This window comes from Kastovskya adunca, assembly GCF_059505785.1.
The window spans coordinates 134,086-154,957 of sequence record NZ_JCACLG010000052.1; the positions used below are offsets into that span (position 1 = coordinate 134,086).

The 20,872-nt window shown below is 48.0% G+C and carries 24 protein-coding genes and 1 pseudogene; 8 read left to right on the forward strand and 17 right to left on the reverse strand.

The genetic code is table 11. The features are described 5' to 3' along the window. The first annotated feature begins 66 nt into the window (after positions 1 to 66). Positions 67 to 285, forward strand: a complete 219-nt coding sequence (locus tag AC5JR3_RS20495) for a hypothetical protein (protein WP_495848417.1) — start codon at positions 67 to 69, stop codon at positions 283 to 285. Positions 286 to 577: 292 nt separating this feature from the next. On the opposite strand, the gene AC5JR3_RS20500 is transcribed toward AC5JR3_RS20495, so the two are convergent. The 11 genes from AC5JR3_RS20500 to AC5JR3_RS20550 form a co-directional block, all read right to left on the reverse strand. Further along, positions 578 to 991, reverse strand: coding sequence for a metal-binding protein (locus AC5JR3_RS20500; protein WP_495848418.1), 414 nt, complete (start codon positions 989 to 991; stop codon positions 578 to 580). Positions 992 to 1,009: 18 nt separating this feature from the next. Continuing rightward, complete coding sequence (locus AC5JR3_RS20505) at positions 1,010 to 1,663, reverse strand: transglycosylase SLT domain-containing protein (RefSeq protein ID WP_495848419.1); 654 nt, start codon at positions 1,661 to 1,663, stop codon at positions 1,010 to 1,012. Then, positions 1,660 to 1,908: a hypothetical protein gene (locus tag AC5JR3_RS20510; protein WP_495848420.1), complete on the reverse strand. Its 249-nt coding sequence runs from the start codon at positions 1,906 to 1,908 to the stop codon at positions 1,660 to 1,662. The genes AC5JR3_RS20505 and AC5JR3_RS20510 overlap by 4 nt, the downstream gene beginning before the upstream one ends. Next, positions 1,905 to 2,624 (reverse strand): M23 family metallopeptidase, encoded by a 720-nt coding sequence (locus AC5JR3_RS20515; protein WP_495848421.1) that lies wholly within the window; start codon positions 2,622 to 2,624, stop codon positions 1,905 to 1,907. Before AC5JR3_RS20515 ends, AC5JR3_RS20510 begins: the two co-directional genes overlap by 4 nt. Then, positions 2,609 to 2,980 (reverse strand): hypothetical protein, encoded by a 372-nt coding sequence (locus AC5JR3_RS20520; protein ID WP_495848422.1) that lies wholly within the window; start codon positions 2,978 to 2,980, stop codon positions 2,609 to 2,611. Before AC5JR3_RS20520 ends, AC5JR3_RS20515 begins: the two co-directional genes overlap by 16 nt. A gap of 9 nt (positions 2,981 to 2,989) precedes the next feature. Next, positions 2,990 to 3,436 (reverse strand): hypothetical protein, encoded by a 447-nt coding sequence (locus AC5JR3_RS20525; protein ID WP_495848423.1) that lies wholly within the window; start codon positions 3,434 to 3,436, stop codon positions 2,990 to 2,992. Continuing rightward, positions 3,436 to 4,866, reverse strand: a complete 1,431-nt coding sequence (locus tag AC5JR3_RS20530; protein ID WP_495848424.1) for a hypothetical protein — start codon at positions 4,864 to 4,866, stop codon at positions 3,436 to 3,438. Before AC5JR3_RS20530 ends, AC5JR3_RS20525 begins: the two co-directional genes overlap by 1 nt. Next, positions 4,850 to 5,875: a hypothetical protein gene (locus AC5JR3_RS20535; RefSeq protein ID WP_495848425.1), complete on the reverse strand. Its 1,026-nt coding sequence runs from the start codon at positions 5,873 to 5,875 to the stop codon at positions 4,850 to 4,852. Before AC5JR3_RS20535 ends, AC5JR3_RS20530 begins: the two co-directional genes overlap by 17 nt. 91 nt (positions 5,876 to 5,966) lie before the next feature. Further along, positions 5,967 to 6,296: a hypothetical protein gene (locus AC5JR3_RS20540; RefSeq protein ID WP_495848426.1), complete on the reverse strand. Its 330-nt coding sequence runs from the start codon at positions 6,294 to 6,296 to the stop codon at positions 5,967 to 5,969. 20 nt (positions 6,297 to 6,316) lie between these two features. Continuing rightward, complete coding sequence (locus tag AC5JR3_RS20545; RefSeq protein WP_495848427.1) at positions 6,317 to 6,877, reverse strand: hypothetical protein; 561 nt, start codon at positions 6,875 to 6,877, stop codon at positions 6,317 to 6,319. Between the two features lie 556 nt (positions 6,878 to 7,433). Further along, a complete protein-coding gene (locus AC5JR3_RS20550) occupies positions 7,434 to 7,616 on the reverse strand; it encodes a hypothetical protein (RefSeq protein ID WP_495848428.1) in 183 nt (60 codons plus the stop codon). A gap of 181 nt (positions 7,617 to 7,797) precedes the next feature. Here AC5JR3_RS20550 and AC5JR3_RS20555 point away from each other — a divergent pair, with 181 nt between their 5' ends. Together AC5JR3_RS20555 and AC5JR3_RS20560 are read left to right on the forward strand one after the other, a co-directional pair. Next, on the forward strand, positions 7,798 to 8,103 hold the full coding sequence (locus AC5JR3_RS20555) for a hypothetical protein (RefSeq protein WP_495848429.1): 306 nt from the start codon (positions 7,798 to 7,800) through the stop codon (positions 8,101 to 8,103). Beyond that, complete coding sequence (locus tag AC5JR3_RS20560) at positions 8,093 to 8,758, forward strand: hypothetical protein (RefSeq protein WP_495848430.1); 666 nt, start codon at positions 8,093 to 8,095, stop codon at positions 8,756 to 8,758. The genes AC5JR3_RS20555 and AC5JR3_RS20560 overlap by 11 nt, the downstream gene beginning before the upstream one ends. A gap of 518 nt (positions 8,759 to 9,276) precedes the next feature. Here AC5JR3_RS20560 and AC5JR3_RS20565 read toward each other — a convergent pair. Continuing rightward, positions 9,277 to 10,473, reverse strand: a complete 1,197-nt coding sequence (locus AC5JR3_RS20565) for a phospholipase D-like domain-containing protein (RefSeq protein WP_495848431.1) — start codon at positions 10,471 to 10,473, stop codon at positions 9,277 to 9,279. A 306-nt stretch (positions 10,474 to 10,779) separates the two neighbouring features. Here AC5JR3_RS20565 and AC5JR3_RS20570 point away from each other — a divergent pair, with 306 nt between their 5' ends. Further along, the gene (locus AC5JR3_RS20570) at positions 10,780 to 11,949 is read left to right on the forward strand and encodes a cysteine desulfurase family protein (protein ID WP_495848432.1); all 1,170 of its coding nucleotides are present in this window, start codon (positions 10,780 to 10,782) and stop codon (positions 11,947 to 11,949) included. A gap of 49 nt (positions 11,950 to 11,998) precedes the next feature. On the opposite strand, the gene AC5JR3_RS20575 is transcribed toward AC5JR3_RS20570, so the two are convergent. Next, positions 11,999 to 13,195, reverse strand: coding sequence for an RNA-guided endonuclease InsQ/TnpB family protein (locus AC5JR3_RS20575; protein ID WP_495848444.1), 1,197 nt, complete (start codon positions 13,193 to 13,195; stop codon positions 11,999 to 12,001). Positions 13,196 to 13,518: 323 nt separating this feature from the next. Here AC5JR3_RS20575 and AC5JR3_RS20580 point away from each other — a divergent pair, with 323 nt between their 5' ends. Beyond that, on the forward strand, positions 13,519 to 14,274 hold the full coding sequence (locus AC5JR3_RS20580) for a DUF1995 family protein (RefSeq protein WP_495848433.1): 756 nt from the start codon (positions 13,519 to 13,521) through the stop codon (positions 14,272 to 14,274). A gap of 18 nt (positions 14,275 to 14,292) precedes the next feature. Here AC5JR3_RS20580 and AC5JR3_RS20585 read toward each other — a convergent pair whose 3' ends face one another. Together AC5JR3_RS20585 and AC5JR3_RS20590 are read right to left on the reverse strand one after the other, a co-directional pair. Further along, positions 14,293 to 14,784 (reverse strand): GNAT family N-acetyltransferase, encoded by a 492-nt coding sequence (locus AC5JR3_RS20585; RefSeq protein WP_495848434.1) that lies wholly within the window; start codon positions 14,782 to 14,784, stop codon positions 14,293 to 14,295. A 156-nt stretch (positions 14,785 to 14,940) separates the two neighbouring features. After that, a complete protein-coding gene (locus tag AC5JR3_RS20590; RefSeq protein ID WP_495848435.1) occupies positions 14,941 to 15,540 on the reverse strand; it encodes a MiaE family protein in 600 nt (199 codons plus the stop codon). Between the two features lie 391 nt (positions 15,541 to 15,931). On the opposite strand from AC5JR3_RS20590, the gene AC5JR3_RS20595 reads away from it, so the two are divergent. Continuing rightward, positions 15,932 to 16,681, forward strand: a complete 750-nt coding sequence (locus AC5JR3_RS20595) for a metallophosphoesterase family protein (RefSeq protein WP_495848436.1) — start codon at positions 15,932 to 15,934, stop codon at positions 16,679 to 16,681. On the opposite strand, the gene AC5JR3_RS20600 is transcribed toward AC5JR3_RS20595, so the two are convergent. Then, positions 16,676 to 17,524 (reverse strand): M48 family metallopeptidase, encoded by an 849-nt coding sequence (locus AC5JR3_RS20600; protein WP_495848437.1) that lies wholly within the window; start codon positions 17,522 to 17,524, stop codon positions 16,676 to 16,678. The genes AC5JR3_RS20595 and AC5JR3_RS20600 overlap by 6 nt on opposite strands. Before the next feature lie 360 nt (positions 17,525 to 17,884). On the opposite strand from AC5JR3_RS20600, the gene AC5JR3_RS20605 reads away from it, so the two are divergent. Next, entirely contained in the window at positions 17,885 to 18,412 is a 528-nt protein-coding gene (locus tag AC5JR3_RS20605) for a DUF4330 domain-containing protein (RefSeq protein ID WP_495848438.1), read from the forward strand. Positions 18,413 to 19,515: 1,103 nt separating this feature from the next. Then, positions 19,516 to 20,094, forward strand: a complete 579-nt coding sequence (locus AC5JR3_RS20610; RefSeq protein WP_495848439.1) for a hypothetical protein — start codon at positions 19,516 to 19,518, stop codon at positions 20,092 to 20,094. Between the two features lie 226 nt (positions 20,095 to 20,320). Here AC5JR3_RS20610 and AC5JR3_RS20615 read toward each other — a convergent pair. After that, positions 20,321 to 20,872: pseudogene (locus AC5JR3_RS20615) on the reverse strand (hypothetical protein); the annotation flags it as partial.

The following is a 20,872-nucleotide window of genomic DNA, read 5'->3' on the forward strand; positions in this document are numbered from 1 at the left end:
AAGTCTGTCTAAAGGCATACGCCTAAAGAGGGAATAAAATAGAAGTTATCTATCTCCCATCTTCCTATGCCACCAAAAGCGATCCAGCCAGGACTGCTGGTAGTCCCCAGTCTTCTCAATTTCACCCTGATTCCTGTGCCAGGAAGCCTAACGTCCTACAGAGTTGTAGAAGCTGACGAGAAGGTGCTATTGATCCAGCAAGTCCATGTATCTTATTTCAGGTCTTCCTCTGATCATTGGCGAGAAGAAAAAAGTATCTTCGGACTATCCGAAGATACTGCCTGAATACCAAGATCTGGAAGTAGACTAACCAACAGCTCAATGACCAAACGAGTGCAATGGTATGGGTGCCCCTATTGCACCAGCAGAGATTACATCTCCAGGAAAACTGACGAAATAGATTGTATCCGAATCAGTTTTAAATGTAATGCTTGCCACAAGGAATTTTTCACAGAGCCGTTGCTGTTTTGGCTTGAAAAACCGCAGTATGACCAAACACAGAATTAAAAGACATTTGTATCTAGAAAGTCACTGGGGAACATAAACCGAACCTCCCTTTGATTTGATGTGTGGAAGGTTACTTCTTATCTAATAGCAAGTGACACCACGCACTTAACTCTAATCCCGCGCCTATAGCGGCAATTTGCGCTGCCTTAACTTCTGGTAAGGGGATAATTCCCAGTACCCAGAAGGGAAAAAGCACGATCATGAAGTATCCCACACGCCCAAGGGTGCCGAGAAGGACGCTGTGTGAAAGCCGGGAGCGGTGAGGGACAATTTTTTGATAGGGAATCCACAAAAATTTCAAATAGCCCCAACGAAGAAAGGGGCGGCTGTGGATATCTAAATCGGGAGAAAGCCACAGTCCACCTATCAGGTAAGAGATGCCAACTACGATTCCTAATTGGAGTGTTGTCGTTGCCGCTACAGCCCCAGCAACAACCGGACAAGATAGCAAAATAGCGCGGTCGTGAATGACGCCAGAACTCATAGATGGTTTAAAAGTTGACTAAGGTTTACGGTCTGTTGGTGGCAGAAAACGACTGACCTTTGCCGCCGCTTCTTTCGCAGTAACCACGCCATCTCGATCGCTGTCTAGCCCAGCGTTCTGCCGATAGGCAATCGTTCCCCTAGTGAAGAGGCGATAGTTCCCACCGTTGCCGACAGCAGCAGGGTAGAGGACAGCCATATAAGTATCGATTAGGGTGTTAAGCTGCCCCTTAAACGGGCGTAGATATCGCTCTACATAATCAAGCTGCTCAATTCGGCTCATTCGCGCAAGGGCAGCAGTTGAAGTTCCCAAGCCCCTTGCCGTAGCAGGCATGAACTGAATCAATCCGGTGGCATCAGAGCCTGCTAAGTTTTTTTTGCTAGGGCTAAAGGAGCCGCCACTCTCAAAATGCATGACTGCAAATAGATATTCAGGTTTGGTTCCCAGGCGATGAGCGATCGCTTGGGTCTTTTCAACAAATTCCGTATCCGAAGAGATCGCAGAAGGCAAGGTATAGGTTGCCTCTTGGTAAGACTGAGGAATTAAAGAGAATCGTTTCAATACGTTGTGCAACGAGTTGAGGGCGATCGCTCCCACTAACCCCAGTAAGATCAAATCGCCCAAATAGTCAGGTGAGGAGTTAGAGCGCCTAGCCCATTGTTTTAGGCTCATTGCGTATCTTCCATGTATGAGACAAACTCTTCGTCAATGGCATCCCAATCCGGGACACTGTTTTCATCCTGACCCTGCCACTCTGGATGTGCGTGCCATATCAGGCGCACAATTCTTAAATTTTCTGGGGAGTAACCCAAGTCCCCCACCATTTCAGGAAACTCGTAATGATGCACCCCTTCAGAGTCTGTATATACCTCACAAAAGCCAGTAGACAAAACGGCTTCAACTTCTTTGCTTATCATTGACCTTTCCTCACAAAAGCAAAGTAATTTTCAATCAGTGGCGCGGTGTGGGCACGATCGGTAATCCTTGCCCCCCAGTTGTCGCCTTGGATTTTGTGAATCTGAGCGTGGACATGATCACCATTACTGCGTCCAGTTGATCCTTGAATCCCCATCGCGTGACCCTTAAGCACCTGGTCGCCCTCTCTGACTAAAGGCTTCTCCATGTGAGCTATAAGCCAGCCGTAATCTTTGCCTTCGCAGGCAACCTGCACTATTTGTCCTGCCCCTCTGCCCGTTGTTAAGTTGCCACTGACACCTTGAAACCAAACTCGGTTAACAACCCCTGTGCAGGGACTGGGAATCTCTACAGAAGTTGAACCATTGCGGCTTAGGGTAAAGTCCCAGCTACCAGGGGGAGAGTTATCGATTAGAAATGGGGTAGCCACTTTTAAAGCTTCAAAAGAGGTTGTTTTAGCCAGTGACGATCCAGTTTCGCTGGTCATTAGCTTGGGCAGTAACTGCGGCGGCGCAGGTACTGGTAAACGAAGTTTGAACGCCAAGACAATTAGCAAAACAACTGCGATAAATCCCTTCAGACTACCGACTTCTTCTTGAGCATGGTGACGGGCGATCGCGCTAATCGCTTCCTCCAGCGTCTTCTCCGAAGGAAACCCATTGGGGTAGTCCCGCCGAAGCTGCTCAATTATCTCCTCACTCGTTATTCGGCGGGGCATGGAACATCCTCCATCTTTAAAGTCCCGCCCAAATCCTTTGCGGTTTTGGCTAGCGAGGTCTGGTAAGTTTTGCAATCAATTTTTGTCTGCTCTGCTTCACTGGTGCCAGCAGACAACGGAATCACGCGACCGTGAGGAGTTTTAGGGGCGGGACGATCTAGCCCCTTATCGTTGCTGAGGTAGGGTGAATCAGGAATAGCCTCTATTGATTGATAAATCCTCTGCGCTGTGGCTTTGGCTTCATCAATTCCTTTGAGCATTCCTACCATCTTTGTCAAAGACGGGAGTATGTTTGTCCAGACCAAGAAGCAAAATACTCCAAAGCAAGCCGAAAGGTTCCAAATCGTCCGCCCCATCAAATCCTCCTAGAGTTCGTCAAGGGTGACAATGCCATCGCCGTTACGGTCTTGGCTGACCACGCCGCCACCGTTAATCTGGGCAGAGCGCAAGGACGCACTGACCGGATTGACGCTACTCTCAAAAGAGCGCACAGGCTGTACGCTCCCCTGACCAATCGAGTTAACTGAGCTAGGTAGTGTAGGTAGAGGAACCTCAAATCGAAGCTTCCCACCTGTACCAGAATCAAGGCTGCTAGCATCTTTTCCATTGCGAAAAGCTGGAAAAGTTCCCATGATGAACTCGTGCAATCCTCCGGAGATTGCCGCACCAGCATTCCGCCCCACATCCTGTGGGCGTGATACATCTCCGTCAGGCTTGAGGCTGCGAGTAATCAGTCCACCCGCAAATTGGCCACCACCGTAAATAACTATTGCGGTTCCTAAAAGTAATCCAGCAATTCCTTTTCCGTCCATTACTCTTCATCCTTTTCTAGTCGTTGTTTTGCGATCTCAACAGCATTCCTCCAGGCGTCCGCGACAAACCTTGCATACCTAGGCGATCGCGGGCCATAAGGAACACCGAAGCCCTGACAGACTTCCTCTTTCAGCGGCGATTTTATCTCCCCTGCCACGAAGCGGTAGGCAAGGGTTTCAAGCCACTGTTTCTTTTCAGAAGTCCAAATACTTTTCCACCAAGCTAGGTCTGCATCTTGGGGCTGCTTGGTTTTGATTTCCCAGGTAGGAGCCATTGAAAGATCTGGAATGACTTGAATGGTTGCTCCCCTGCCCGGAATTTGAACACAGGCGACTCTTACTTTCTGCTTGAGTAAGGTTCCTGCTTCTTGGGCAAGTTCCTTGGCTTTGCTCTTAGAGAGCCTGAGCAACGCATCCGAGTCTGCTGCATCATCTCCACAGATCGCTAGAGCCATATTGCGCCGTGTATCCTCGCTGATGTCCGCTTCGCCAACTGCTAGGGCTTGTCCAGAGAGCAAGAACTTCCATCCATAGCCAGCGGATTCGTAAAGGAATTTGGCTAACAATCGGCTAAACTCGCCGTCCTTTCCTTTCCCGCCATTACAAGCTTTGGCGGTGGAGTTGAGTTCGTCGATCAAAATAATGCGCTTGGGCTTGTTAATCCCCAGCTCTTTGCGTCTTTCTAGCTCCTCGTCTTCTGCTAAGAAGGCTGCCATGATATCTTCCGGCTTGCGCTGCACGTAGCTGCGAGGCAGGCGCATCCAGTCGTTCTTCCGGCCTGTTACTGGGTCAGGTTTGAGATAGTGAATATCCCAAATCCGAAGTTCCACGTTTGAATCTGCTTTGAGAATTTCTTTCAAAATCCAGAGCATCAAAAAGGTTTTTCCTGCTCTTGTACGCCCCGCGATCCAGGCGTGAGGCGCTTTGAGAAATTCCTTAAGCCAAGTTACAGCAAGGGTCTTTTTCTCCAGAGCCGTTTTTACCTGGGCTGGTGCAGTGTTAAGCCAGACAACCTCAGCGGTTTTCTTTCCTCTCAGAACAGCCCAAGACAGACCGCCAGCGATCGCCGTCCCCAGCGACTCGTTAAAGATTTGCCCCGTGATGATTGCTGTTTCTGCAAAGTCTTTTCTAAAGGCATCAGGGCGCAAATCAATTAGGGCATTGCCTGCACCATCGTCGGCGCTGAGGATTAACCCAGCCATAAGAATAGAGCTACCCATCATAATCAGGTAAAATTCCCGGTTCCGGATGGGGTTTTTACCATGATCAATCTGGTAGCCAGCCTGAGCCTGATTGAGGTACGGATGAAATCCGCCGATGTAGCTTTCACTTTTGAGCGAAACTCCCCAAAACGTCACAGCGCTAGCTATAGAAGCAACAAAGCCAAGAATGGCGAGGTGCTTTGCTTGGTATCTATTTGGGTAAGCCATTGTCTTTTTCTTCCGGCTTAGGTGAGGCAGAAGGTTGTGGAGGTACAGCCTCAGAATCAGAAATGCCCAGCTCTCTCAACTTTTGCTCGTGAGTGCGGCGTCGGACAACTGCACCAAGCCGCCACATATCAGCCATGTGTCGATTCAACTCGGCTGGGCGGATAGTCTCCTGGACTACGTTATTAGCGGATGGGCGCGACGGCAACGGACGAAGAGCAACCCCAGAGCGCTCCATTGCTTTGATTAAGTCATAGGATGAGGGGCAGGCATACTCGCTGCTGGCGCATACAGCCTCAATAGCCATTGCTGCCTGTTCCTCTATTTCAGGATTGTTATTAGGAATTTCAACATCCCAGATGATCCGCAGGGCATCTAGCACAGCGAAACTATCAGCGAGTAGCGGCAGAAGAGTTTTCTGATGAGCAGCAGTGCCGCTAAATTCACCAGAGTTGATCAGCAGTTTTTGCTGTTCTTGAACTTGCCGATACACTTCTCTCAGCAAAGTAATATCTCTGGGAATGCTATTTCCTTCCAGCTCTTTCTGAGACTTGCTCAACATAAAAGCCCTACGGGCATTCTTAGCATTGTCTACCAAGCTCTCTGTTTCTAGAAGTGCCAGTCCCAGCGCTTCGTCCCTAGCTTGAGTAGTAGCGTCGATTTGTAATGAGGGAATTTCAATTTCAGCAGGGGAAGTAGAAGGAGTAGGAGTCGGCTGCTGAGTTTGAGGCTCTTGAACTTGAACGTTTTGGAGCTGCTTAACTTCCCGCTGAGGGCGGTTAAGCAGAATGCTGCTGACAATCCCCAATCCCGCAAGTCCTACTAGTACAGTGAAAATTCGACGGCGATTAACGTCTTTCGCCTTCAGTGCTGAATCTACAAGTTCTTTGTGTTGAGAAGTAACGTCAACGGGTTCTTGTTCTTCTGGTTGAGGTTTTCCATTACTTTGAGCAGAAACCTCTTCCTCTTCCTGCGGCTCCCAAATTTCAAATCCTTCAAACCCTCCCATCATGGCAAAAGCCTCGGTTGCAAATAGCGGTTGTTTGGTTGCAGGCTCAACATGGAAAAATCAGTGGTTGAGCCTGGTTGCTGGTTGTTAGATGCTACGAACCCAGGCGATTCTGGCCCGATAGCGCTGCGTAGGCTTCCGAAAGCCTTGCTGCTTGCTCTGGCTCTATTTCAGAGCGCTGAAGTTGCATCAAGATAGCTTCCTCTGGGGTTGTTGGAATCTTCCGCTTTCCCAGAAACTCAGCCACCAGCAGGGTAGCGGCGGAAGCTAATCCAGCCCCCGTTCCTATTTGGTAGGCGATCGCCATCATTCGCTCTTCGGAAACAGACTTTTCCAATGCAGGCAAGACTAGGAGCTGCATCGCAACAGCACTGCCTACAACTCCCGTCGCTGCTACACCTAATGCTTTTACTAAGAGGTTCACGAACATTCTCCTTTGGAGTTCTAGGCAGTTGCAGAGGAGGGTGCCTTCTCTGAAGCCGCGCCCTCTAGCGTCCTCGCATCGGTCGAGAAACCATCTAGTAAGTTTCCCTCGTCATACCCAAGGATGTTTCCTAGCAGGCACGCTTCCACGAGTCGCTCTGATTGACGGACTTTTTCCTTGACTTCTGGGGAGTGAAAATTCCCCGTTGCCAGATATTGGGCAGTGCGGACGTTTTTGGTGATAACTAGTCCTGCCGCCTGTTTCTCAGCACTGCGATCGATTAGTGCAAGCTGATCTTGCCGCATTTCCTCGGCAGTCTTGGCACCTTCCTCATTGATTTTTTCCGTATAAGCCTGCGTCTTAGAATTTGCCGTGACAGCCCGTTCTCCGGCACGGTAACGTTTAATTGCTTCACCTGGCTCTCTAATACTTTGGGCAGTCATTAAGGAATCGATCTCATCAATCTCTTTACACTGGTTTTTTGTGAACGGCTCAGAGGCTCCAATACCCTCTGCGATTGCCTTTCCACGAGCCTTAGAAACAACCTTTTTACCTTGAAACAGTTGAGCAATCGTCGTCATAGCTTTCCTCGGTGAAATTATATTTATTGCCGCCACACCTAAGGTGCAGCGCGTACTTGAGCAGTTTTTTGTATTCAGAAAGGGAAAAGAAATCAGCGTTTGAAGAGATTTCTAAACAGTCGCACCATCGCCAAAAAGTGGATTGGTTGACTGTCCTTTGTGATACTCCCCACCGTTTGAGTGAAATGTCGGCAATCACTTTCTTCTTGGGGACTTGTGTTTGGATACCATGCATCTTGCATTCAAATTTCCATGCACCTTGCATAGAGGCTTGTAAACATTAAAAAGCCCCTCAAGTTGAGGGGCTAGGTGCAAGAGCGGTAGTATTGTCCACTTCAGCCGTTAGTCTTCTTCATGATCGTTCACCAGAAATGTGTTGTCATTTTTGCTGAAAACTAATTCCTGTTTAAATTCGACAACATAGACCCTTGTTAGTTCGTACTTTTCAGCTCTGTCATCAAATAGGCAGTTAACTGTTTGAACTTCTTTTCTGCCTGAGTTGCAATAGTGGATAGTCCCAGTGATAGTTCTAATTTTCATAGGTGTTAGTTCCACTTCAAGCAACTTGGCTTTCTGTCTCTGCTTTTTTTTCGCGCTCCCACTTTTCGTCCAGGAGCTGGCAGGTACGCTGTACCAGATCGGATGGATGCCTAAATTTCTTAGCTGTAGAGCGGAAGCCCCAAGCTCTCACCGTTGCCTCAGTGAGATGCAGTTCATTTGCTAGCTGAGTATATGACAAGTTCCACTTTCTTAAGAGAGCGATCGGGTGCATAATCAAATTGCCTCCTTTGGGGGTAAGCGATCGCTTGCGATATCTGGTGGATGGAGCGGCGATCGCTTTTGCTTGTAGTTTACTCCCAAATGGGAAAATGGGAAAATTACCACTAGAGGAATTTTCCCATCAATGCCAAAATTAGGGCATGGAAGATACTGAAGAAATCAAACTAAAGATAAACCCTGCTCTAAAACAACGTTTTCAAATTAAGTGTGCAGAACGGCGCACTAAGATGAGTCCAGTCTTGCGAGACTTCATTCAGTCTTGGTGCGAGGCTGATTCTAACGAAAGTACCTCATCCAATCTGGCGGCTGAATTCCTCAAAAAAGTAGCAGCGGGAGAAACTCCAGATAATCGCGAATTTGTAGCCTTAGCCGCTGAGTTGGGTATAAGTACAAGAGAGCTAATGAAAATAAAGAAATCCGAAAACGGAGTGAAAAATGGGATCTAATCTTCTTTGGCAGACAATTCGCCATACAGACTGGAAAGTCTCCGTCGATTTTCAGTCCCGGACTCTCAAGATATCTAACCTCAAAAATCCTAAAGAGCATCAACAGCTTTTAGATAAGCACCTTGAGGAAATTGCCTTGTGGGCTTATCGAGTAGGTTGCCAGCAAGCGTTGATAGGGAATTATCTAGAGATTCCGGTAGAGATGGTTACTACGTCAACCAATGAGGCTGAAGGTGATCGCGTCATCGTTCAACCGGAACGCACTTTGATATCTTCCCCCAGGTCTCGCACAGAAGAATTAGAGATTGAGGCAAAGTCCGCTCCCAATCCCGTAGGTTTTGCAAGCCTACGGAATGGCAAGATCCTCTACATGAATCCCAAAATGCCTTCCTTCACAGGTTTGCCCTTTGATGAGATCGCACCGCCCGATATTAGAGAGCAGTTCCAGTCACGCTCAGGCTTGCAGCCCGACGACCTGGACGCCTTCAACTCGCGACTAGAACAAGACGGCGTAATCAACGGCTTCCTAACCGCCTTCCGCACCAACGGCGACTTCGGGCGATTCTGGGGAAAGTTCAGCAAAGAAATTTACAACGGCGTCCCCATCAGAAGATCCGAGTATCACCACTTCGAGCTACTCCAAGCCTGCTGCTAACGAAACAAATAAGCCTGAATATCACTAGAAGGTCTAGGTAGCGTTAAACTACCCAGACCTTTTTAGCAATGTTAAACCCAAGCAAATCGTCCATACTGACCGACCACCTTGCAAATTGGATCGCAGCGATCGCGACAGCGGCAACCTTAACGACACTCGCGACAGTCAGCAACACAAACAATCAAGTAGCCCGGTTAGAAGAACAGAATAAAGCTATCAAAGAGCAGCTCAATAAAATCGAAGTCGCAGTGGAGCGACAATCTGCTACGCAAACTTCGAGCGCACAACTAATAAGTCAACTACAAATAAAAGTCGAGTCACTAGAAAATAGAAGGTAGCTTATTGCAAAATATACTCAGTAAGAATAGGCTGATTAATCAATCTATTTGTCATAGTCGCGACAACATTAATCAATCTATTTGTCATAGTCCAAAAGCGGTAATCCCTTGAAAGGACGCTATACCAACACTTCCCGCTAAGTTCCAAGAAGTCTCGAATTAATCAATGTAAGTGTCGCCCTACATATGATGCAGCAAATCTCCCTGAGGAAGTTGAGGAACACCAGCTGTAGCAATGGGGTTTTGCCAGGGACGGTTATTTGCCTCATACTGGCACTGGTTTCTCAGCGCCACTCCCATCATGTCTAGTGCCTCACTGTAGTAGCGATAGGCAAAGCCCGGATCAAATACAGCGCGGATTTGTACACCCTGTTGAGCGGACACTTCCAAAAGGTTCACGAGCGGCTGCTCAGAAAAGACAAACAACGCCAAGTCAACGCTTTGAGTAGCTGTACTCAACGTTTTGCCAATTAGACCGTTACTGCTCTGACTCCAGAGTAGGGTAGCAGAGGCAGGAGAAAATTGTGCGGTAACAGTGACATCACCGAGGGTAACTGGCTGTAGCGCTCGCATCGGCTTTTTGACACCAAATCGACTATCAGGCTGCCCTGCGAGTCCATCGCCCCACATAAGATTGAATTCTTCGGTAAACTGAACGGCGAGTTCTGGACTGCTAATTTTCAAAAGATTGTTGGCATTGCCTCGGCTTTCCGCCACACTGAGATCGCCGTGGATGTCGCTACTTGTAAAGTTTGCACTGGTAACAATCAGCCGACTGTTATCAACAATGACAAACTTGTGATGCATTAATCCAGTGCCTTTAGAGCCGTCTGCCGTATCGTCAATAACAGGAATACCAGAATTACGGAGCACAACCAAAGCATCTTTGGTGTTGATTTCCTCCGGACTCAGTTGACCATCGTCATTGCTGTCTACTAACTTGCGAAACTCGTTGTAACGCGATCGCTCCCTTTCCGGCAATTTTTCTACTTCAGCAGCGGTGTATTCACTCCAGGGACGACTGTAGGTATTTTCGAGAATCACTCTCACCTGTATCCCAGCTTGATGACGCTCTACTAACGCCTGAGCAATTTTGGGCAGACGTAACTCCTGCACCGCAACATCTACAGTGGACTCAGCCGAGGCGATCGCTTCTACAATGAGCGCCTCCAAATCATCCCCTGAACGCTTGAGTTGTCGATAAGAATCTGTATACTCCGCTGATTCTGCCTGATTAAAGTAAACCTGTACAAACGTATCTTGAGGCAGAGGAGCCGGACGCTGTAGTTGGGAGCGGGCTTGTTGACACCCTGAAAGCAGTAGTGTTAGCAGCAAGGCGCTGCAAACAGACAACCGAGTTGGAGAACGTTGAGACACAAGCGTTGTTTGATAGTGAACCAAGGAATGAATAATGAAGATTATTCCTCAATCATTATTCCCATTTGCCTTAACATAAACACCAAGTCTACGAGTCTGGTTTATCTGTTGCGGCAGACTCCTAGCACCACAAGCCGTCATCTCCCATGAGGTTTATAACATTAGTAAACCGGGTATTTAGATGAAGTATGAAGGAGGTTATTGGTTCTCCCTATCCCCTGATCTCACGACTGAGAACTCACAACAACAGACAACGGACAAGCCAGCGCTATATCCTAAAAGAGATAGCCCGTTGCGAAATTTAAGATGCAAATTTATCTGGATTATAGTGCCACAACACCAACGCGCCCAGAAGCGATCGCTGCGATGCAAAAAGTTCTCACACAACAGTGGGGTAATCCCTCTAGCCTGCATGAGTGGGGACAACAGTCAGCGACGTTAATTGAACAAGCGAGAATGCAGGTAGCAGGACTAATTAATGCCGCTACCTCCGAATCAGTGATCTTTACCTCCGGTGGCACTGAGGCGGATAATTTCGCCATCATGGGTGTGGCACGTTCCTACCAGAAACCCCAGCATTTAATTATTTCCAGCGTTGAACATTCTGCGATCGCCGAACCAGCTAACTTATTAGAGCAACAAGGGTGGGAAGTGACGCGGCTACCAGTAGATAGCCAGGGACGAGTCAACCCAGAGGATTTAAAAAACGCCCTGCAAGCCAATACCGTTTTAGTCTCAGTCATTTACGGTCAAAGCGAAGTCGGCACCTTACAACCGATTGTAGAACTGGGAGAAATTGCCCGCGATCGCGGCGTTTTGTTTCATACCGATGCCGTCCAAGTTGCCGGACGTCTGCCGATTGACATGCAACAGCTCCCCATCGATTTGCTTTCGCTTTCCAGCCATAAAATTTACGGCCCTCAAGGAGCAGGAGCGCTTTATATCCGTCCCGGCGTGAAATTAGTTCCCCTCTTATTAGGTGGGGGACAAGAGATGAAACTGCGTTCCGGCACCCAAGCTGTGCCAATGATTGTCGGTTTCGGCGTGGCGGCGGAACTTGCCGCCGATGAACTAGCCAAAGAGACACCTCGACTAATCGAGTTACGCAACAAACTCTTCGAGGAATTGGCAGATACACCCAATCTAAAACCCACAGGTTCTCGGTTGCACCGCTTACCTCATCACGTTAGTTTCTGTATAACCAACACAGACAACACAAGCATCACAGGTAAAACCCTGGTGCGGCAACTTAACCTAGCTGGCATTGGGATCAGCGCGGGTTCCGCTTGTCATAGCGGGAAACTCAGCCCTAGCCCCATCATGCTTGCCATGGGCTACAGTGACGTAGAAGCCCTAGGAGGAATTCGCCTAACCCTAGGACGTGAGACTACAGAAGCCGATGTAGAGTGGACAGCAATGGTTCTCAAGCAAATCCTCAAGCGACTGATACCCAAAGCCGCCTTATCGACTGTCTAATTTCAGTGACAACTCCTACACCAACTGAGTACAGTATGGTGTAGGCTTCTCAGCGACTCCTGAAGAGAGCATAGGACATTAACTGAGCTTTAAGAACGGTTTGCCCATCCGCTCTGTTTCTGATATTTATAGCTGCATTATGATCACGGTCTAGACTACACCCACAGTGAGGGCAGTTGTGCCAACGAATATGCAGCTTTTTTGGTACTTTCTCGCCGCAACTGGAGCAATCTTGTGAGGTGTTATGGGCACTTACTGGGACAACCAACAAACCAGCTTTTTCGGCTTTGTTTGCCAGTATCGACAGAAAGCTAGACCAACCAGCATCCAACACAGATTTAGCCAACCTTGTACGAGCAAGTCCTTTGACGTTTAAATCCTCGTGAGCGATTACGTCATATTTTGACAACAACCAATTGGCTGTTTTGAAGTGAAAATCTTTTCTCTCATCCGCAACCTTCTTGTGCTGCTTTCCTAATTGCTTAATAGCTTTAAGCCTACTATTGCTCCCCTTCTTACGGCGTGATACCCGCTTCTGGATAACCCGTAACCGTTTTTGAGCTTTCCTGTAATGCTGTGGAATAGCAACCGTTTCACCCTCAGAAGTTGTCAAAAATTCCTTCAGTCCCATGTCAATCCCGGTGATTTTATCTGGATTGAAATCTGGCTTAATTGTAGGAACCGTTTTATCTTCCAGCGAGAGCGTCAGGTAAAACCCGTCAGCTTTTTTGGTGACAGATGCCGTTTTGATTTTGAACCCATTAGGAATAGGGCGATGCAGGACAACCTTAACTTTCCCGAACATTGGCAGGTTAATTAGGTTGCCTTGCAAACATCCCTCTTTCATCTGGGGATAGGTGAAAGTGCGATAACGGTTACGAGCTTTAAACCTTGGTTTTCCGCTACGCTTACCGTTACTGTCACCCTTGAGAAATCTATTCATAGTTACCTTCACTCGCTTGACTACATCCTGAAGCACTTGTGAGTAAATCTCTCCGTACCAAGGATGTGTTTTCTTGAGTTGAGGTAGGGTTTTCTTCTGAGTGAAATAATTGGGGTTGTCCCGCAATTCAGGCAGGTGACATACCAGAGGACAAGCATTAATAGGAGAACGGTTTTCCTCATACCAGTTAAACCTATCAGCCAACAAATAGTTGTACTGAGCGCATAACATGGACAGCCATCTGTCTATCTCTTTGGCTTGGTGTTTTGTTGGTTTTAATTTGTACTGGTATGAAGTTCTCATGCCATAATCATAACTGAAGTGACGGCAATATGGCGGCATGACAAAAATAACAGTTAGACCATCAGACCAGGAATACCAGCACTTAGCGCAGTATTGCAAGTTGACCAAACGGACACAAAATGATGTACTGCGAGAACTTATCAGGAAGTTGTCAATCTCAGGGGTATTGAACCCCGTCGATTGACTGCCTATCCATCTCACGCCAATTTGAGTACAAATATGGCGTGAGGCTTCCGACGTTTAGCTAAATTTAGGGGTAGTGTAGAAAGTGATTCCCTGACGATGTCTTCAAAAGATAAGCTTTTTTAGTAAACAGACGATAAATGGCTCAACTTCCCAAAACCTTAGAAGAAGCGATCGCCCAAGCCAAAGAGGCGACACAAGCGGCTCTGGATGATGGTCACCGCCTCCTACAAGTCCAGTTAGTCTTCCCAGAAATTGCTCTCCAAGCCCAGTCAATTGCCCAGCAGTTTATCCCCCTATTTCAAAGCTATGGTTCCGGGCTAAAAGTCTTCTTTCCCGACACAGGGGCGGCGGCTCTGGCTCGTCGGGACTGGGGTGAAGTTCCCTTCAAAGTTAGTGATGTTGGTAGTAGCCGGACATCACCCGAAAAAAAAATTGAGCCGGAGGACGAAGCCTTCTTGGTCATTTCCCCGTCAGCCGTGGAAGTGGCTCAAGTTGAAAAAATGTTCAACCTAGCAGGCGATCGCCCCTTTGTTTTACTCAATCCCCAGATGGAAGATATTTCCATCGTTGGTATTGGCTACTCCGCTCGTCAAATGCGCGATCGCTTCCTCAACACAATCGAGTCCTGCTACTACCTCAAACCCCTCGAAGGAGCCGCTATCCTCCGCACCTACCCCTCCCTTTGGCAAGTCTGGCAAGAAATCAGCGACGGCGAGTACCAGCTCATTACCGAAGAATCACAAAGACCAGCCGGAGACGAACTTGACCAAATCCTAAGCAGACAGCCAACCAGTACCACCGACGAAACAGTAGGCGAGACCCCAGCCCCAACTCCCAAAAAAGCGGGTTTCTTGACCAACTTACAGCGCTTCATGCGTGCCTTAAGTCAGTAGCCCCAGAGCAATAACTCCCTAACCTTTCTCACGTAAATCCTTAACGTAAATGCGATCGCAGCGCTCTGTCTCAACCCCCGTAGCGGGCAGATAACCGCTGCGTTCGTACAACTTCACCGCCTCCGCCAGAACACTTGCCGTTTCAATCCAAACCTGCTCAAACCCCCGTTTAGCGATCGCTACTTCCAACTGCTCCAGCAAATACCGCCCCAATCCCTGCCCTCGAATCTGGGGCAAAAAATACATCTTGCGAATCTCCACAGCCTTTTCCCCTCGTTCCACCGGATAATAAGCACCCGTCCCCACCACCTGTCCTTCCCTCTCAATTACCCAAAACTCCCCACCCGCCTCAACATAAAACCGCTCCACCTCCACCACATCCCGATCCGCTCCAGTCGGCTCCCAAAACAATCCATACTCAACCAAAACCTCCCGAATCACCTCCACCGCACCAAAGCGATCGCCCGCAGTCCAAGAACGAATTAAAAACTCACCATAGTAACTCTTCATATTTCTATTCCCACTCCCTATTCCCACTCCCCCTAACCAACACCCAACACCACAAACCGATCACCCCTTGCACGGGGGGACTGGGGGCGGTGCTGCGCCCCCAGTGGGGGGATTGGGGGGAAGCCCCCCAAATCTTGGTTCTTCCCCAAAAATCAGCTAACTATGAATTCTCGGTTCAGGATACAGCGTCGCTAATAACTCACTTTCCGCGATCGCCAACTCCTCCAGCCGTTGCTTAACCACCTCACGCTCACCGTAAGCATCCGCCAACAACCAATAAACTCCATAGTGACGCGCCTCCGACGCCATCAACCCACCATAAAACTTAGCTAACTCCGGCTCAGGACAGTGCATTGCCAACAAACCCAACCGCTCATGGGAACGCGCCTCAATCAATCCTGAAACTAATAGAGAATCCAGTAACCGCTCCGGTTCCGAGCGTCGAATTAGCGCCTTGAGTCCCGCACCATAGGGAGGAGAGGAAAGCGGTGCTAGGGGAATCCCCCGACGTTCTAGCCACCGATTGACCTGTTCAAAATGTTCTAACTCTTCAATGGCGATCGCAGTTAGCTGCCGCACCAACTGCGTGTAAGCAGGGTAGCGAAACATTAAATTCAGTGCCACTCCCGCCGCCTTGCGTTCACAATGGGAGTGATCCAGGAGAATTACATCAAGGTTGGCGATCGCTTGCTCAACCCAAGTAGGGCTTGTGGGTTGTTTCAGAATATTAATAAGAGACAATGTAATAATAGACATAGTTCAAAAACCAACAAACTTTATTACAAATAGAGAATTCTCTGAGTAGAGAACAGCAACAACAGCGGCAAACCCCCTCAAGCAAGAAACCCATCCCTCTTGGCTCAAGTTATTTTATCAAAGAAACTACAGCCAAATTTTGTTATTAAAGGCAGTACTCAACGCCCAAAGTTTTCATCTGAAATTGATTAATTTTCTCCCGAAACAGTAAGTTCTGGCTTGTTAATTGTATTAACAAATAATAAATCATTCCCAAAGGAAAGATTGTGGAAGTAATCGGGCATACTAAGTACAGTAACTAGCGAAAGTATGTTTTCGACAACAACTGTGCTAACCAAATTTTAAGGGTGCTATCTAACAGTTCAGTGCAATCGGATATGGAAGAAAAAAAATGACCCCCCGTCGTATTGTTATCGGTGACGTGCATGGTCACTACGAAACTCTGATGATATTGTTGGACGAGATCGCACCGACTAGCGATGACAACGTCTATTTTCTTGGAGACTTAATCGACCGCGGCCCTCAGAGCGCTCAGGTTGTAGAATTTGTCAAGCAAAGCCCTTACCACTGCCTGTTAGGAAACCATGAGCAAATGCTCATCGATGTTTTGGGTGACGGGCAAATGTATGGTCCAGCACTGCAAGCCTGGCTCTACAGCGGCGGTCATAGCACAGTTAATAGTTATGGTGAAGGGGGCATTTTACCTGAACATATCAAATGGATGCAGTCACTCCCTACTCATCTAGATCTTGGGGATGTTTGGCTCGTTCACGCTGGCGTCCATCCTACAATCCCCATTGAACAGCAAACCTCCGATCAGCTTTGCTGGATTCGAGATGAATTTCATAGCATGACTCAACCCTACTTCCCCGACAAGCTGATCATTACAGGTCACACCATCACCTTCACACTTCCCAGCGTCCAGCCAGGCAAGATTGCTCAAGGACAGGGCTGGCTCGATATTGATACAGGTGCCTATCATCCCAAAAGCGGCTGGATGACTGCCCTAGATATCAATAACTCCCTCGTTTATCAAGTCAACACCTTTCGCCACCGTCGCCGAACCCTGCCCTTAGCGGAAGCCGTGACGTGGGTTGAGCCTTCTCAGGTGTTCCCGCGTCGTTCAGTAATGCGGTCATAGTACAGGGCGAATTTGGCGCTTGTAGGCAGCTTCATCTAAGCCATCCCCAGTATTCGCCTCAGTAGAGGGAATTTGGCGTTGCAACGTCCCAATGCGATCGCTAGTTGCTGGATGGGTACTGAGAAAGGTGGGAACCGAGCGCTTTTGGAGCAGCTTTTCCATAAACTCCACCATAGCGGATGGCGCATAGCCTGCTCCTCGTAACATCTTCAACCCCTCTCGATCCGCTTCCAATTCATCCTCACGGCTGTTGGGGCGTCTCAAGGCAAGGTCTACCCCAATCTGCACCAACGTATTGCGGTCAAGCCCAGCCGCCGCCGCGACACCACTGGCAACAGCAGACTGTCGTGCTTGCTTTAGTGCGTGACGTTCTGTAATATGACCAATTTCATGAGCCATTACACTGGCTAATTGCGCTTCATTATCTGCGGCGGCCATTAAGCCAGTGTTGACATAGACAAAGCCCCCCATAGTTGCGAAGGCATTGATACTATCATCGGCAACCACTTGAAAGGTGTAGGGAATATTAGGACGACTGCTCTGTTTTGCTAGTTGCTGACCAATATTATTAACGTAGCGATTAATTTCTGGATTGCGATAGAGCCGAACTCGGTTGCTCACCAACTGTTGATTAATCTGCTGCCCAATCTGGACTTCTTGGCGATCGCCCACATTAGAAAGCTGAATAATTTGGACGCCACGAAAAATTAAATCCAGCCATGAACGGGCGTAAGACGCCTGTGGGGCACTTACCACGATCAAAATTGCCATCATTACAGACAGCAACGGATACAACCAGCTACGCCGGGAGCGATTGAAAGAAGAAAGGAAGTTCAATTTCATCGTAGACTAAGCGTGAGGAACAATTGGGGAAAAGGAAAATACAGGTAATGTAGTCCTGCTCAGGTTTACCGACTTCCACCTTAGCGGCAGTTGCCAATCAAGTAGACGCAGTTTAAGTACCGTATGTTGCCTTTTCACCGCTTACTTATCCATTTTTAGCGATCGCTCACTGCCCTGGCTGGAACTTTCAGCACCCAAAAAAGTCATAAGTCGCAATCTTTTCATCACCTCGCCCTCAGCGCAACAGTTGTGGTAATTTAACACCAGACTACAAGTACAAGCCTCATCGCCTTTTCAATAGTTAGCGAAAAGCTGCTTTCATTGTCTTTCTTGTAGTTAGCACACAGAGCAACAGTATCAATGGCTATTTTGGATTCTAAAGGACGCGTCTTCGGTAAAGTCAGCATCTTAGATGTTGGTGCTGCCTTAGTAATTTTGTTAGTGATTCTCGGTATCTTTGTTTTTCCAGGGACAACTGGGTCTTCTATCGCCCAGGTCAATGCCACAAAACCCATCGAAGTAGATGTCATTGTCCGGGGGCTGAGCGTCAAGGAACCTCAATCTCTAATCCAGCAGTTCCGCGACAAAAAAAAGACAAATATCGTTATCCGCAATCAACCTTACGGTCAGGTTGATGTGAAATCTGTCCAAGAACTGGAACGAACCTTAGCCGTACCCCAGCCAGATGGCTCTGTTAAAGAGTTGCCAGACCCTCGTTCCTACTCTTTTAGCACCGATCTGCTAATGACGCTGGAAGGTCGAGGACAAGTGACTGACAGTGGTGCTGTACTAGGTAACAGCAAAATCAAAATCGGGACGCCTGTTGAGTTAGAAGGTTTAGAGTACAACTTCAATGCCAGTGTTATTGATGTTCGCGTCCTGAAGTAGCTTTTACGGCTCATCAAGCCTACCGCTAGCATCTTCAGACTCCCCGATCTTTTAAAAACAGAGGTCATAGCCTCATCTCTGTTAACTCACGGGATGCTTATAGCCGCCGAATTGATTTCGGCGGCTATAAACTAGGAGCTGCATTTATTCAGGCATTAATTGCTAAAATCGCCTTCATCAGCGGAAAAGCGTAAAAAGCGAGTTTGTAGGGCCGCTACTACAATGGCAATAGCGAAAACCAACAGCGGCAACAGCCTAAACTCCTTGCATTGTAGGAAAAGCAAGAATAGAGTAATTCTCTACATACTGAGGTAAGACATACCTGAGAAGCTTGACAAGAGGTTAAGCGCTCTCTAACTCCTCAACGACCCAAGAATCAGCCTCTTTTTAAAACGCTGAGTGTCAACAGGGAGAAATATTTTTTCCCTAATCAGCCTATGTGCTGCTTTCTGAGGATTTCCTTTTTGAGGGGGCTAGGAGAGGTCTGTCGTTGTTAGATTGAAGTATCGCTCCCCGCCCCCCTGTTTAGCTTTTCTCCCCTAATCTCCGGGCTACTAGCAAGCGCTGCTAGCATCATTTCATCACTCCTGCTCCTGCTCTTCATCCTTCAGCCTTTCTCCCCCTCCTCCGATCAATTTTTCCCCAATTTATGAAAGATCGGAGATAATCCACACTAGGGGCATTAACTATTGCATTACGTCTTGAGTCGTCTTATTGGGGTGCATCAGAACCAACAGACGGCTCGTAATTACTGCAAAAAGGCAAAAGAGGGAACTTTCACGACGGTTTTCTCTTCAAAAAATATTTACCAAATCGTGAGCTTTTTACCAACAGGGAAAAGTAAGTATCTGTAATGGCTTAAAAACTTTTGTAGCCTCTAGTATCACACTCCTGTTAAATCTCCATGCTGCAAGCTGTATTAGAAGCACAAATGGAAATGTCCACTTGGTAGCCAGCGACGAAGTAAGGAGTCAGGATGATCCGGAGGGTATTGAGTGCTGTACGTAGTTAATATTTGAAAAATTGATCAGAAGGTTCAACCTTCTGATGTCAAAGCCGTTGAAGGTAGTTTGGTTTTGAGAAACTGCACAAGAGAGAGTGTTATGGCAAAGCAAAGCAGTCTTCCGTGGGAGGAAGCCAGAGATTCGGAAGCCTTTGAATCGGCAGCTAGTTTTAAAGAGTCCCAAGCTGTGATAGCTTCTCCTGTAAGGGAAATAGGTAATTCAGAGCCGAAGCATCTTACTGTCAAACCCGTTTGCGCTCGTCTCAATCTGGAAGATCTTAAATGCTTTGAAGGAGTGGAGAAGCAGTTTCATTATTGGGGAGTGCTGTTTAGAAATGCGATCGCTCTCCAACCCTCCAATCCTGCTTACCCCCCTCGATCTGGTACGACAGTCTTGATGGGAGCACCAGACAGTGGTTGGATAGAAGCAATCTTTCCCAAACCCGTTTGCTTTGTCTGCTGCTACGTCACCAGTTCTCAGCGAACAATCATGTCCGCCTATGACGCTCAAGATAATCTTCTGTTGCGTAGTGAGATGCCGAGTGCCAATCTCGCGGGTTCTAGTTCAGAAATTCTGCCTAATACTCAACTAAGCGTCCAAAGCCCTAACATTTCTCGCATCACCCTTTCAGCCTTCGACGGTCAACTCATCGTCGATGACTTTAGCTTTGGCTTCTAATAAAGAATGAAGTATGAAGGGTGAAGGATGAAGTATGAAGGGTGAAGGGTGAAGGATTAGCTGCTTACGTATAAATACAAATTTAGTGGCGATGTCGCAGTTTGTCCCTGACGCCCAGCGTCGCCTGCGATCGCGTTTCCCTTCGCTCCCTTGTTGTTGAGAGCGATTTTTTATCCTCCCCCCTAAGAAGACTTTGTGAAAGCAAGGGGGGATAGACAGGCTCAAGTTATCGCGGACTGGAAGATTGAGAACGCTGCTGTTGGTAAAAATCCAGCACTTTTTGAGCGTAGGAGGCAGTAGGTTTGGTGTTATAGCGACTGGGGTCGCCTGTCATCCACCAAGCCGCCGTGCGACGGATAGCAACAGCTTCTCGGTTTTCACTAGCAGCATATTGATCGCGCAGCACATCGCGCATCACGCAAACGAGAATGCTACGTGCTGTGACGGGGCTAGCTTCAAAGTCGGCAGGGGTGATTTCTCGCCCAATGCATTGTCTAGACCAACGAGGAATATTGTCAGCTTTCACCTGCCAATCACTGTAGAGTCCATCGTCTTCCCTCCCGGTTTGGGGAGAAGACAACCGTAGGGCTTCTACTAGTGATGCCACTTGAGCATCGGAGATTGGGGAAGAAGACGTCCTTGCTTGTTGAGTAGGCTGAGGTGGAGATGAGCGCTGAGCAGGTGGAGTCGTTGTCGCCTGCGGTGCTGGAGTGGCTGAGGTAGCAGGTGGAGTCGTTGTCGCCTGCGGTGCTGGAGTGGCTGAGGTAGCAGGTGGAGT